At 33.6% G+C, this 13,239-nt stretch carries 14 protein-coding genes; 12 read left to right on the top strand and 2 right to left on the bottom strand.

Annotation, left to right across the window (positions count from 1 at the left end; translation table 11 throughout):
* The first annotated feature begins 697 nt into the window (after positions 1–697).
* A complete protein-coding gene (locus AC4CVH_RS14895; protein ID WP_490788525.1) occupies positions 698–1,381 on the top strand; it encodes a DUF3862 domain-containing protein in 684 nt (227 codons plus the stop codon).
* A gap of 36 nt (positions 1,382–1,417) precedes the next feature.
* Here AC4CVH_RS14895 and AC4CVH_RS14900 read toward each other — a convergent pair whose 3' ends face one another.
* Complete coding sequence (locus tag AC4CVH_RS14900) at positions 1,418–1,738, bottom strand: hypothetical protein (RefSeq protein ID WP_490788526.1); 321 nt, start codon at positions 1,736–1,738, stop codon at positions 1,418–1,420.
* A 407-nt stretch (positions 1,739–2,145) separates the two neighbouring features.
* Between AC4CVH_RS14900 and AC4CVH_RS14905 the strand changes: the two genes are divergently transcribed.
* The 5 genes from AC4CVH_RS14905 (at position 2,146) to AC4CVH_RS14925 (ending at position 5,717) form a co-directional block, all read left to right on the top strand.
* Positions 2,146–2,952, top strand: coding sequence for a right-handed parallel beta-helix repeat-containing protein (locus AC4CVH_RS14905; protein ID WP_490788527.1), 807 nt, complete (start codon positions 2,146–2,148; stop codon positions 2,950–2,952).
* Between the two features lie 689 nt (positions 2,953–3,641).
* Positions 3,642–3,839, top strand: coding sequence for a hypothetical protein (locus AC4CVH_RS14910; RefSeq protein ID WP_490788528.1), 198 nt, complete (start codon positions 3,642–3,644; stop codon positions 3,837–3,839).
* 352 nt (positions 3,840–4,191) lie between these two features.
* A complete protein-coding gene (locus tag AC4CVH_RS14915; RefSeq protein ID WP_490788529.1) occupies positions 4,192–4,437 on the top strand; it encodes a hypothetical protein in 246 nt (81 codons plus the stop codon).
* A complete protein-coding gene (locus AC4CVH_RS14920) occupies positions 4,430–4,918 on the top strand; it encodes a siphovirus Gp157 family protein (protein WP_490788530.1) in 489 nt (162 codons plus the stop codon). The genes AC4CVH_RS14915 and AC4CVH_RS14920 overlap by 8 nt, the downstream gene beginning before the upstream one ends.
* 13 nt (positions 4,919–4,931) lie before the next feature.
* On the top strand, positions 4,932–5,717 hold the full coding sequence (locus tag AC4CVH_RS14925) for an exodeoxyribonuclease X C-terminal domain-containing protein (protein WP_490788531.1): 786 nt from the start codon (positions 4,932–4,934) through the stop codon (positions 5,715–5,717).
* A gap of 72 nt (positions 5,718–5,789) precedes the next feature.
* On the opposite strand, the gene AC4CVH_RS14930 is transcribed toward AC4CVH_RS14925, so the two are convergent.
* Entirely contained in the window at positions 5,790–6,725 is a 936-nt protein-coding gene (locus AC4CVH_RS14930) for a substrate-binding domain-containing protein (protein ID WP_490788532.1), read from the bottom strand.
* 354 nt (positions 6,726–7,079) lie between these two features.
* Here AC4CVH_RS14930 and nifH point away from each other — a divergent pair, with 354 nt between their 5' ends.
* The 6 genes from nifH to nifE all read left to right on the top strand — a co-directional run bounded on the left by nifH (position 7,080) and on the right by nifE (position 13,221).
* On the top strand, positions 7,080–7,919 hold the full coding sequence (gene nifH / locus AC4CVH_RS14935) for a nitrogenase iron protein (protein ID WP_490788573.1): 840 nt from the start codon (positions 7,080–7,082) through the stop codon (positions 7,917–7,919).
* A gap of 138 nt (positions 7,920–8,057) precedes the next feature.
* On the top strand, positions 8,058–8,384 hold the full coding sequence (locus AC4CVH_RS14940; RefSeq protein WP_490788533.1) for a P-II family nitrogen regulator: 327 nt from the start codon (positions 8,058–8,060) through the stop codon (positions 8,382–8,384).
* Positions 8,385–8,398: 14 nt separating this feature from the next.
* Positions 8,399–8,791: a P-II family nitrogen regulator gene (locus tag AC4CVH_RS14945; RefSeq protein WP_490788534.1), complete on the top strand. Its 393-nt coding sequence runs from the start codon at positions 8,399–8,401 to the stop codon at positions 8,789–8,791.
* Between the two features lie 21 nt (positions 8,792–8,812).
* Positions 8,813–10,441 carry a nitrogenase molybdenum-iron protein alpha chain gene (gene nifD / locus AC4CVH_RS14950; protein WP_490788535.1) on the top strand — a complete coding sequence of 543 codons (1,629 nt, stop codon included), beginning with the start codon at positions 8,813–8,815 and terminating at the stop codon, positions 10,439–10,441.
* Positions 10,441–11,802 (top strand): nitrogenase molybdenum-iron protein subunit beta, encoded by a 1,362-nt coding sequence (gene nifK, locus AC4CVH_RS14955; RefSeq protein ID WP_490788536.1) that lies wholly within the window; start codon positions 10,441–10,443, stop codon positions 11,800–11,802. The genes nifD and nifK overlap by 1 nt, the downstream gene beginning before the upstream one ends.
* Positions 11,803–11,871: 69 nt before the next feature.
* Positions 11,872–13,221, top strand: coding sequence for a nitrogenase iron-molybdenum cofactor biosynthesis protein NifE (gene nifE, locus AC4CVH_RS14960; protein ID WP_490788537.1), 1,350 nt, complete (start codon positions 11,872–11,874; stop codon positions 13,219–13,221).
* The last annotated feature ends 18 nt before the right edge of the window (positions 13,222–13,239 follow it).

A 13,239-nucleotide genomic window follows, 5' to 3' on the forward strand; every position in this document is an offset into this window, starting at 1 on the left:
CAGCAGGATCTGGTTACTGTAAATGCGGAAAACGCACAACTGAAACAAAAGATTGCTAGTATACAGAGTACTGTAGACACGGCTATAACCTCAGCAACAGTTGAAAAATAGATAAACAAAACAAAGCACTGTAGTTCCTACTACAGTTGCACAGAAATAATTATTGCCCCGGGAGACCGGGGCTTTATTTTTTTACAACAATTGCAATCATTTTCAAAAAGATATATAATAATTAAAAATAATACATTAATTTGCCTTCAACCTAATTTTAATAGCGCTATCCAATCTAAGTAGAACTCTGGGGTTTATCCGGGGTTCTACTTTTTTAGGATTGTATGAATATATCTACACAAAAATGTAAACAATATAAGTATAAATGATTATTCCTAAATAAATTTTAGCAAAAGATTTACAACAAACATAACCTTTCTAAATTATAATTTTCTAAAAATAAAGTTCTAGTTAATCCTAGGGCTTTATTTTTTGTAACATTTTATAATTCCATTGTATATTATATAGTGTAAGCAAGCCGTTGATTTATATAAAATAATCCACTGTGTTAATGGCAAGAGTAGTCACTTAATTAAAAATAAAGTTCTGATATTATGTCGGAGCTTTATTTTTTTGTACAAAAATGGACAAACTGTTACTAAGTTGTTACAATGTAATAAAATATACATATTTGGAGGGAAATATAATGGAAAATAAAAACTTGGTCAAGTGTAAAGCTTGTGGTGCTGATATTGCCAAGGGTGTTAAAAAATGTCCTCACTGTGGTAAAGACCAAAGAAACTTCTTTGGAAGACACAAAGTTTTAACAGCAATAGGAATAATAGTAATATTAATAATAATTGGCATAGCAAGTAGTGGAGGTAATGATAATACTACTCCTGCAAGTAGTACATCAAATTCTACGGATACAACTAAGCAAAAAATAGAAGACAAGAAATATAGCTATGACAAATTTTTAAAAATTGAAATGGGTGCTACTTATGAGAAAGTAAAAGCAATATTAGGAGAAGGTAAAGAAGACTCATCTACGGGTGAAGGTGACACAAAAACTATAATTTATGGATGGCAAAATACAGATGGGAGTAATATCTCTGTAACATTTCAAGGTGATAAAGTTACAAATAAAGCACAAGCAATGTTAAAAAGTATGGATGCTAAAATAACTATGGATAAATATAATCAAGTAAAAAATGGAATGGACTATAGTCAAGTAAAAAACATTCTTGGAGAAGGGGAACTTACTTCGCAGACAAGTCTACTAGGGACTAAATCAGAAATATATTCATGGTTTAATTCAAATGGCTCTAACTTGAATGTAACATTTACAAATGGTACCGTAGATACAAAAGCACAATTCCAATTAAAATAAATAATGCTCCGTTCAATGTGAACGGGGCTTTATTTATTATTTAAGGTACTTTGTTTCTAACTCTTTCATACGATCATCTACTTCTTTTCTACCCTCAGGTGGTAATTTATAGTAGTCAACATCAAAAAAATGTTTTATTTCCTTTTCTTCAGGAGATAAATCAGAACCACAATTATATTTACAAGTATGTTCATTACCTTTATAGCAGCGATAACACAATAAATCTTTTACGCATAGTCCATAATTTGCTTCAATATCATTTATGCCCATATTATCAAAATCACTTTCACTTTTTATTTTCCCAGTATTAATTAATGATTTAATTTTTTTATCCATTTCTTCGTAATTTATTATCATATTTTTCACCACTTAAATTATATATTTTATAATAACATTACCACACATAAAATAAAAAATACATATATAAATACTGGGAATAATTATTAATATTCATCAAAATTAATTGATAACGTAGTAAAAAGTGTAGTAATTTAATTGTAATATCTCTTGAAAGCAAGATGTATCAATATACGTAAGATTTCTATTATTCAAATCCCTCTTTCTCCGCCATAATAGAAAAATAAAGCTTTGATGAGCTTTAAGAATATCTTAAAATCAAGGAAGTTGTTAAGTAAGATGATAGCTTCTTTTTTTATTGCCTCTTTTTAATGTGATGTATTTGTAATTTCTTAAAAATTAATTTACAAAATTTGTAAATTATGATAAGATATAAATAAATTTAAAAATTGAAAGAGGGATTCGCATTGATTAAAAACAAGATTTTGGCTATTGGTTTGGCTGCTATACTTTCAGTTCCATTTATAGGAGCAGGTTATTTTGGAAAGGTTTATGCGGCAAATACTGATATAGCATCCAGATTAAAAGCTGGAGGAGTAATTCCAGCAGGTAATTATAAACTTACAAAAAAGGTAGATGTAACTAAACCTGTGAGTGCATATGGAGTAGTAATTGATGCTTCTGGATGTCCATCAGACACAATAGCTATTGTAGCAAAGGCTAATATAAGCGGTATAACTATAAAAAACCCACAAAGACAGGGAATAAGTGTTCAGAAGTGTTCTAATGTAAAAATAAAAGATTGTAAAGTTACTGGGGCTCAGTTTGCAGGAATAGAAGCCAAAGATGATGTCTCAAATATTACATTTGAAAATTGTCAGTCGGATTATAATTTTGACAATGTTAAAAAGGGTGAAAATGCAGATGGCTTTGGGATAAAAAATGGAGCGAAGAATATAACGCTTATAAATTGCTCTGCTACAGGAAATAGTGATGATGGGTATGATACTTATACTGCAGGAAGTAATATAACGTTTATTAAATGTACTGCTTCAAATAATGGCAGTGGTCAAAATGGTGATGGTAATGGATTTAAATTAGGACCTTGTACTTACAAAGGGCAAAATGGTGGATTAGTTACAGTAAAAAATTGTACGGCTACTAATAATAAGGGATGGGGATTCCTCAGAAACCATAATAAGGTTGCTCCAGTTCAATCAGGCAATATTGCCACGGGTAATAAAAAGGGACAGTTCAACTGGCAGCTTGATTAAATAAAAGTAAAGCACAGCAAGATATCTATTAATTTAGATATCTTGTTTTTATGTAAAAAATATACAATGGAGATCATTAATAGATGTTTTTACAAATAGTTAATAAATATGACACTAAGACGTAACAATTACCATATATACTTATAAGTGTCCTAAGGAAATAGTTCCTTAGAGAAAATGAAAATAATGTTTTTACATACATGAAAAAAGTAATGGTAATTACCAAACTGGTGTCTGTAGTTGCAGGGCACTGTAAACTTAAGTGCAACTGCCATAAGCCCATAAGTCAGTTTATATAGCTGACCACCTTTTTTATAAAATGTGTTTGTTTGCAAAATAGGCATTTGTCATATAGAATGCCTATTTTGTGTTAGTTAAGATACTGCGAATATATTTGTTAAAAATGGAAATCATATAAATGAAAAACATTCTTCATTAAGAACTTCCTTGTAAATAAGCCTTAGTTAGGTCTAGGGCTTATTTTGCGTATAATATAGTTATTTTTTCGTTTCATATAATGCGGAGAATTCATAATCCACAATTTTGTCATCTTTAACATTATGCCATTATTATGATATAATGTATTTAAATAGTAACGGATTGTGTTATATAGAGTTATCTCCCTTTACGTTTACTGTATGAGTGGATTCAGGAATAAAGGTTTGGCACAATAAAGGGGGGTAATGTGAATGAACTTTTTCTTTTTGTGCATTATAGCGCTTTCAATTACGGCAATGGCAAGTCTTGGAATTGTATCGGTATTTTGTTACAGACAGGATAAGCTCAGGATGTTTTTTGAAAGTAAAGCCAGTATTTCGAAAGATAAAGTTTTAACCGATGTTAAGGTTAACATAGATAAACCTACAGTTAACAAAAAAAGAAAATAACAAGTAACTTCCTTCAAAAGTTACTTGCTTGTATATAGGTTCTTTCTCTTATAACATGATTTTGTGATTTACAAATCTTTCTGCAATCCACTCAACCTACATAATTTATTGTTATAATAAATGAAAAAAATGTATCAGATTACAATTTTTAAAATAATTTTATATTTGTACGGAGATAGGAAGCTTTGAATGAAAAATTTAAAGCTTCCTATTTTTATATGTAAATGTGAAAGTGAATTGAATATGGAAATGTTGTAAAACAAAAATTTATATTTTCAGTTTAAAAAACAAATAGCGTGGAAAATTAAAATAAGATAGTTTATTTTAATCTGTAAAATAGGGGGAAATAAAAATGAAGTATAGTACGGATGGTTGTATATTCGAGAAGTCGGAGTTTGGAATTCGTATAAACAACAAAGAGCTTAATGATTTTTTTCTTGAAAAATTTAAAAGCTTGAGAAATTTGGAAGACTATAAAAAATATCCTATACGCATTAATATGGAAATACAAGTGCTGGGCACAGAAATAATTGAAGGTGATCAAGGTACAGTGAAAAGTTCCAGAATTGTGGACAAGGAGGAAATGGCAGTTGAGTAAATTATATGAGATAAGTCATAGATACAATAATATACAGGAACTTTTGGATGCTCAGGAATTTCCATATGAGGAAATAAAGAATGCACTTGACAGCATAGATGAAGAACTTAAATTGAAGATAGAAAATATAGTTAAAGTTATAATAACCATAAATTCAGATATTGATGGGATAAAAGCGGAAATCGTAAGATTGCAGGAGAGGAAAAAAGTTATGGAAAATAGGTTAAAGGGACTTAAAAACTATATTTACGAGAATATGAAGGCTTCAGGAAAAGCAAAGATAGAAAGTCAGCTTTTTACACTTTCCATACAAAAAAATCCAAAGCAAATATTTGTAAAAGATGCTGACTTGATACCTGACAAATATAAAATATTTCAGAAACCAAAAATAGATAAGAAGTTAATTTTACAAGATGTTAATATTGGGATAGGCATAAGCGGCATTGATGTGATTCAAAATGAAAGTTTAAGGATTAGATGAAGGAGGGTAATTTATGAACAGCGTTCTGATAAATAAAGAAAACCAAACACCAAATTTATTAGACAGTGTGGAAATAGGAGAAATAAGAAATACATTGGGAAAGATAGCACAGTTTCAATCTGTAATTCAGAAAACATTAAAAAATGGACATGATTATGGAGAAATTGGAGGAGTTACGAAACCTACACTTCTTAAACCAGGTGCGGAAAAAATACTCATGCTTATGGGGCTTACAAGTGAATATGAGATAATAGAAAAAGTTACGGATTACAGCAAGGGAGTTTTCGCATATACAATTAAATGTATACTGAGAAAGAGTGGTCGCAAAATAACTGAGGGTGTTGGCAGCTGCAATTCAAAAGAAGATAAGTATCGTTGGAGATGGGTTTATGAAGCTGATTTACCTCAAGAAATAGATACGGATTCAATAAAAAGCAGAGTGGATAATTATGGATATACAAAGTATAGAATAGAAAATGATGACATATACAGTCATGCAAATACGATACTTAAAATGGCTAAAAAGAGAGCGCAGGTTGACGCTACACTTACAGTTGCAAGTTTGTCTGAGATATTTACTCAGGATATGGAGGATATATCTCAATTTGAAGAGAAGGAAAGTAAACAAGACATTGAAGATGACGAGACAGTAAATATTCTGATCAAATTTGGCAAATATAAAGGAAAAACATTAGGGCAGATTATGGATTCTGATAAAAAATATGTTGAATGGCTGTCACAAAACGGAAGAGATGCATATATAAGAAAAGCTTGTTCAATGATATTAAATTCAAGATAAATCAAGCTTAGCTTATTGGAGGCGAACATGGTGTGATTTGACATGTTTGCCCCTTCAAGTGTTTTTTAATTACTATAATTCTGCTATTATATTGCCTGTTTCGGATAAATCATAGCCACCTATTCCCTTTAATTCAGATTTGAAATTATCCGATTGTATTATATCCATTATTGTTTCAAAGGGAAGTTGTTTCAAATCTTCTTTCTTTATAACAAGTTCATATCTTTCTTTTTGAAGTGGTATGAAATCTATGTTTTTAACTTGAAGGCATGTCTTCTCATTTCCAATTGCCACATCAGCCCCACCTCTGGCTACAGTGCTGGCCACAGACATATGTGAAAAACATTCACGATTGTATCCTTTTATAGAATTTCCGTTGATATTTTTAAGGCGCAGGTGTTCATCAAGAAGGATTCTCGTACCACAGCCTTTTTCTCTATTTATTATAGTTATATCAGGCCTTCGAAAATCGTCCCAGTCTTGAATTTTTTTAGGATTGCCTTTGGACACATAAAAGCCCTGCATTCTACAGGCAAGATGAATAATTATTGTGGGAATGCCAGGTAACAGTCTCCTTACAAAAGGGATATTGTATTGTTCGGAATCTCCATCCCATAAATGGGCTGTTGCCATTTGTATTTTTCCAAGATACAGGGCAAGCAGTCCGCTGTAACTTCCAACATAAGAACGAAATATATGCGTATTTGGCAAGTTAAGTTCTATATGACGTGACAATATATCAAGGAGCATGTCTTGACCGCATATTATAAAGTTATTCCTTTTATTGCTGCTACGTTCAGAAAGTATATTTATGAATGATGTATTATCAGTTGAAACATTCCGGGTTCTGTTCTTATAATTTTCCACATCTTTTAAGTCAACACGAATTTTTTTACCAACTTTATAACCACTTAATTCTCTTCTTTTTATTAGTTCATATACGGTATTTTTAGATATTTTAAGCATATTTGCGACTTCTTGAGGTGTTAATGCAGGTTTATCAAACATAGTTGTGCCCTCCTTAAATATATAATAAATTATATATGATTTTAATATAAATTTATTAAAAATACAAACTAAAAATTGATTATTTTCTAAAATGATATAACTATATAATATGTAGTTATTTTTTAGTCTGAAAAATATATGAACAGATATAAGATGATAAAACAATACAATAATCAAATAATCGACAAATTATTAAAATGATAATTGTAGGTATATATATTAATTGAATTGATATTTTGTAGATATATTAAATATTAATTTATCAAAAAATCTATTGTGCTTTCAGAATTATTGTGATATATTTGGTTATAAATTATTAAACTTGTAATTTATAAACATAAATTTAAAAGTTTTATAGTAAAGGAGAATGGAAAAATGAGACAAGTAGCTATTTATGGAAAAGGTGGAATTGGAAAGTCTACAACAACACAGAATCTCACTTCTGGATTAGCAGAGATGGGAAAACACATAATGGTAGTTGGATGTGATCCTAAGGCTGATTCAACAAGACTTCTTTTAGGAGGACTTGCCCAGAAGACAGTTTTGGACACTTTAAGGGAAGAAGGGGAAGATGTAGATCTTGATTCGATACTCAAGACTGGATTCGGAGGAATAAAGTGTGTTGAATCCGGGGGACCTGAACCTGGAGTCGGCTGTGCAGGAAGAGGTATAATAACTTCAATAAACATGCTTGAACAGCTTGGTGCATACACAGATGATCTTGACTATGTATTCTATGATGTACTTGGAGATGTTGTGTGTGGTGGTTTTGCAATGCCAATACGTGAAGGCAAGGCTCAGGAGATATATATAGTTGCAAGTGGAGAAATGATGGCAATGTATGCTGCAAACAATATATCAAAAGGTATAAGTAAATTTGCAAATAGTGGTGGGGTCAGACTTGGTGGTATCATATGCAACAGCAGAAAAGTAGACAATGAGTATGAGCTTTTAGATTCTTTTGCCAAAAAGCTTGGAAGTCAGCTGATATACTTTGTACCAAGAAGTCCTGAGGTTACAAGAGCCGAGATAAATAAGCAGACAGTTATACAGTACGATCCAAAGGCCAAACAGGCGGATGAATACAGGGCACTTGCAAAAGCCATAGATGGAAATGATATGTTTGTTGTACCTAAACCAATGGCTCAGGAAGAACTTGAAGCAATACTTATGGAACATGGACTTATGGATTAGTATGAATATAAGGAAGGAAAAAACCAAAAAATGATATCTCCTGATTCTGCACAAATCAAGAGATATATTGAAGCTTAATTACAAGAATTAAGTTCCTAACAAGCTACAGTTTAACATAAAAAAAGGGAGTGTTCAATTATGCTTATGGTTAAAGCTATTATAAGGCCTGAAAAGGTAACAACAGTGCTTTCCGAATTATGTGATGCAGGATTTCCAGCGGTTACGAAATTTGATGTAGTAGGCAGAGGCAAGCAAAGGGGAGTAAAGGTTGGCGAGATTTTTTACGATGAAATTCCAAAGCAAATGCTTCTCATAGTTATAAAAGATGAAGATAAGGATGACATTATAAAAATTATAACCAAGAATGCAAAAACGGGAAAGAGTGGAGCTTTTGGAGATGGAAAGATATTTATAACTCCTGTGGAAGAGGTATATACAATAAGTTCTGGAAAAAAACAATTATAAGGAGGCACGTAAATATGAAAGAAATTATAGCTGTTATTAGAATGAGTATGGTCGGCAAGACAAAAGATGCTCTTGCCGACGCAGGATTTCCTTCCATTACGTGTAAGAAAGTTCTTGGACGTGGCAAGAAAAAAGTTGGATTTTCATTAATCCAAAATTATGTATCTGAAGAGGAAATTTCAAACGTACCGAACAAGAACATTATAGAGCAAATATCTGAAGTTCACAGGTTGGTTCCAAAAAGGCTGATTGTAATACTTGTTAAAGATGAAGATGCGAAAAGAGTTGTAGATACAATAATAAAAGTAAATAAAACAGAAAATCCAGGGGATGGAAAAATATTTGTAACAAATGTTACTGATATTGTAAGAATAAGGACGGAGAAAACTGGAGATGCTGCTGTTTAACTTTTGTGAAAGGATGATTTTATGAAGAAAGAATTAAATCAAATTATTGATGAAGTTTTAGAACCGTATCCAGCTAAAACCTATAAAAAAAGGAAACCTCATATTGTTATAAAAAATAAGGAAGATCCTAAGCCTGTAATTACGGCAAATGTAAGAACTGTACCTGGCGTAATTACTGCAAGAGGGTGCTGCTATGCAGGGTGCAAGGGTGTTGTAATGGGGCCTATAAAGGACATGCTTCATATAACTCATGGACCTGTTGGGTGTTCATTTTATACATGGGGCGGAAGGAGATTCAAGTCAAGAACTGAAGAGGGCGGACAAAATTTCAATGAGTATGTATTTGGTACAGACATGCAGGAGAAAAATATAGTTTTTGGCGGAGTTGAAAAATTAAAACAAGCAGTACAGGAAGCTGTAGATATTTTTCATCCTAAAGCTATAGGGATATATGCAACTTGCCCCGTTGGACTTATTGGTGACGATATAAATGCAGTTGCCTCTGAGGCACAGAAAAAATATGGTATACCCGTACTTGCCTTCAACTGTGAAGGATATAAGGGAGTCACCCAATCGGCAGGACATCATATAGCAAATAATACAGTTATGAGCGACATAATAGGAACCGGAAACCGTGATCATAAAAAATATTCTATAAATCTTCTTGGAGAATACAACATAGGCGGTGATTCCTGGGAAATTGAGAGAATATTGAATAAAATAGGATATACTGTAGTTGCAACTCTTACAGGAGATGCAAGTTATGAAAATATTCAAAATGCCCACACGGCAGATGTAAATCTTGTTCAGTGTTACAGGTCCATCAATTATATAGCAGGTATGATGCATACCAAATATGGAATACCGTGGATAAAATGCAACTTTATCGGAATCAACGGTACAATAACTACTTTAAGAGAGCTTGCCAAAGTCTTTGATGATCCTTACTTATACAAGAAGACAGAAGAAGTAATAGAAGAAGAACTTTCAGAAATTCAAGCCGATATTGATTATTACAGAGAAAAACTTAAGGGAAGACTTGCTTGTTTGTATGTTGGGGGATCAAGAGCCCAGACATATCAGGTGCTTTTAAAGGATCTTGGAGTAAAAACGCTGCTTGCAGGGCATGAGTTCGGGCATCGTGATGACTACGAAGGAAGTGAAGTTATACCGACGATAAAGCTTGATGCTGACACCAAGAATATCCCGGAGATAACAGTCCACAAAGATGAAGAAAAATATCGTGTAATAGTGCCCAAGGAACGAATGGAAAAATTAAAAAAAGAAGGGGTACCACTTGATTATTATGGTGGTCTTGCAAAAGAAATGGAAGATGACACCGTAATGATAGATGATATAAATGCTCATGAGATGGAGAAGTTTATAAAGGAGCTCCATCCGGATATGTTTCTTACGGGTATAAAGGAAAAGTATGTTATTGAAAAGATGGGAGTATTGTCAAGACAGCTTCATTCATATGACTATACAGGGCCTTATGCAGGATTCAGAGGAGCAGTCATATTTGCAAGAGAGCTTGCACATGGAATTTATACGCCGGCGTGGAAGTATCTTATTCCACCATGGAAGGAACAGCCTTTAATAGAAGGAAAATTAACAGATGAAGTAGCGGCTTCAGGAGGTGAAAAATAATGTTAGATGCAACACCAAAAGAACTAGTAGAAAGAAAGTCTTTAAGAATAAACCCGGCAAAGACCTGCCAGCCGGTTGGCGCCATGTATGCCGCATTTGGAATTCATAACTGTCTTCCCCACAGTCACGGTTCTCAAGGCTGCTGCTCTTATCATAGAACAGTGCTTTCAAGACATTTTAAAGAACCTGCCATGGCATCCTCGAGTTCATTTACAGAAGGAGCCAGTGTATTTGGCGGTGGAGCGAATGTAAAAACTGCAGTTAAAAATATATTTGCAATGTACAATCCTGAAATAATAGCAATTCACACTACATGCCTCTCAGAGACAATAGGAGATGATTTGCCTACTTATATAAGGGAAATGCAGATACCTGAGGGCAAACTTGTCATTCATACCAACACCCCAAGTTATGTAGGTTCTCATGTTACAGGATTCTCAAATATGGTGAGAAGTATGGTTGAGTACCTTTCAGTAAACAGTGGAAAGAAAAATCAAAAAATAAATATACTTCCGGGATTTGTAGGGCCGGCGGATATGAAAGAAATGAAAAGAATATTCAATCTTATGGGTATACCATATATATTATTTCCCGATACAAATGGTGTATTTGACGTGCCAAATACAGGAGATTACAAGTTTTTCCCAAAGGGAGGGGCAAGAGTTTCGGATATAGTTGATTCAGGAAATTCGGATATGACAATATCCTTTGGAAGTTACGGTTCGGATGATGCCGCAAAAAAGCTTGAAAGTAAATGCAAAGTTCCATTTGAAAGTTTGGAGGAACCGATTGGCATTGATGCCATGGATGAACTTTTGATGACACTTGTAAGGGTAACTGGAAAAGAAGTCCCGGGAGAGCTTGAAGAAGAACGGGGACAGCTTCTTGATCTTATGCTTGACAGTGCACAGTATTTTAACGGGAAAAAGGTGGCGATTATAGGAGATCCAGATGTTGTAATATCACTTACTCAATTTGTACTGGCTCTTGGGATGATACCCAAATATGTTATAACGGGTACCCCGGGTTCAATGTTTGAAAAGAAGATAAAAGCCATGATGAAAAAGGCCGGGGTAGAAGGAGTTGTTAAAGCAAACAGTGATTTCTTTGAAATGCACCAGCTTATAAAGAATGAGGGAGTGGATCTTCTTGTTTCTAACACTTATGGAAAGTATATAGCAAGAGAAGAAGATATACCTTTTGTAAGATTTGGATTTCCTGTAATGGACAGATATGGTCATCAATATACTCCAAAGATCGGATATAGCGGAGCAATAAAGCTTGTAGAATCAATGTGCAACGCAATGCTTGACAAAGTCGATAGAGAATGTGACGAGGAAGATTTTGAAGCTGTAAGATAAGGATTAACTTTGTGAATTCAGGATATATATCCTGAATTCATATTAAATAAAACCTTTGGAGGGGATTTTATGGAGCATAGAAAGGAAATTGAACGGCCTGAAGTTATAGCAGACAGACGTGATTTTGTCTGCTACAATTCCAAAAACAGCAAAATCAAACTTAAGTGTGAAAAAGATAGTGTTTCGGGAGCGGTTAGTCAGAGGGCATGTGTGTATTGTGGAGCAAGGGTTGTGCTAAATCCAATAACAGATGCTTTTCATTTGATTCATGGGCCAATAGGATGTGCAGCTTATACATGGGATCTTAGAGGAAGCTTATCCAGCGGTTCACAATTGTTCAGAAACAGTTTTTCTACAGATTTAAGTGAAACGGATATTATATTTGGTGGAGAGAAGAAGCTTAAAGATTCCATCGAAGAGATTGTAGAGAAATTCAATCCTAAAGTTATTTTTGTTTATGCAACGTGTATTGTCGGTGTTATAGGAGATGACATAGATGCAGTATGTACTATGGCAGAGAAAAAATATTCAATAAGGGTTATTCCTGTAAAATCCCCTGGATTTTCGGGAAACAAATCCACAGGTTATAGAGCAGCATGCAATGCCATAATACAGCTTATCGGAGACAAGAAAGTTTCAAACAAAAGGCATGGGATAAACTATCTTGGGGATTTCAATCTTGCAGGAGAGGTATGGGTGGTTCAAAATTATCTGAAAAGAATTGGTGTGGACATTGTATCAAAACTTACAGGAGATGGAAAATGTGATGAGATAATAAAAGCTCCCGAGGCGAGTTTGAATATAGTTCAGTGTGCAGGTTCCATGGGGTATCTTGCAAAAAAAATGGAGGAGATGTACAAAATACCATTTATAAAAACAAGTTTTGTCGGGCTTGAAGATACTGAAAACTCACTTCTTCAGATTGCACATATAGTAGGTGATGAAGTTATGGTTAAAAAGGCGGAGGATCTTATAAAAGAAGAAGAAGAAAAAATAAGGCCGGAGCTTGAATATTACAGAGGAAGGCTCAGGGGCAAAAAAGCCGCCATATATGTAGGAGGTGGATACAAGGCAATATCGCTTATAAAACAGTTTGGAGATCTTGGAATAGAAACAGTGATGGTTGGTACACAGACGGGAAAACCTGAAGACTACGACATAATAGAAAGGATAACAAAGGAAGGTACTGTAATTCTTGATGATGCCAATCCGTATGAACTTGAAAAATTCATGGTTGAAAAAGGTGCCGACATATTGGTTGGAGGAGTAAAGGAAAGGCCCCTTGCATACAAACTTGGCGTGGCGTTTTGTGACCATAATCATGAAAGGAAACACATACTCGGAGGATTTCAGGGAGCGGTTAATTTTGCAAAGGAAATAGATCTTACAGTAAATAGCCCTGTATGGAATTATGTTTAGAATAAATTTGAGGAGATG

This window comes from Clostridium pabulibutyricum, assembly GCF_058242705.1.

Bases quoted from the DNA above. Each gene is read 5' to 3' on its own strand.
- AC4CVH_RS14900 (WP_490788526.1), bottom strand. From the start codon at position 1,738: ATGATAATAAATTACGAAGAAATGGATAAAAAAATTAAATCATTAATT.
- nifD (WP_490788535.1), top strand. From the start codon at position 8,813: ATGAAGAAAGAATTAAATCAAATTATTGATGAAGTTTTAGAACCGTAT.
- AC4CVH_RS14945 (WP_490788534.1), top strand. From the start codon at position 8,399: ATGAAAGAAATTATAGCTGTTATTAGAATGAGTATGGTCGGCAAGACA.
- AC4CVH_RS14930 (WP_490788532.1), bottom strand. From the start codon at position 6,725: ATGTTTGATAAACCTGCATTAACACCTCAAGAAGTCGCAAATATGCTT.
- AC4CVH_RS14940 (WP_490788533.1), top strand. From the start codon at position 8,058: ATGCTTATGGTTAAAGCTATTATAAGGCCTGAAAAGGTAACAACAGTG.
- AC4CVH_RS14915 (WP_490788529.1), top strand. From the start codon at position 4,192: ATGAAGTATAGTACGGATGGTTGTATATTCGAGAAGTCGGAGTTTGGA.
- AC4CVH_RS14895 (WP_490788525.1), top strand. From the start codon at position 698: ATGGAAAATAAAAACTTGGTCAAGTGTAAAGCTTGTGGTGCTGATATT.
- AC4CVH_RS14925 (WP_490788531.1), top strand. From the start codon at position 4,932: ATGAACAGCGTTCTGATAAATAAAGAAAACCAAACACCAAATTTATTA.
- nifK (WP_490788536.1), top strand. From the start codon at position 10,441: ATGTTAGATGCAACACCAAAAGAACTAGTAGAAAGAAAGTCTTTAAGA.
- nifE (WP_490788537.1), top strand. From the start codon at position 11,872: ATGGAGCATAGAAAGGAAATTGAACGGCCTGAAGTTATAGCAGACAGA.
- AC4CVH_RS14910 (WP_490788528.1), top strand. From the start codon at position 3,642: ATGAACTTTTTCTTTTTGTGCATTATAGCGCTTTCAATTACGGCAATG.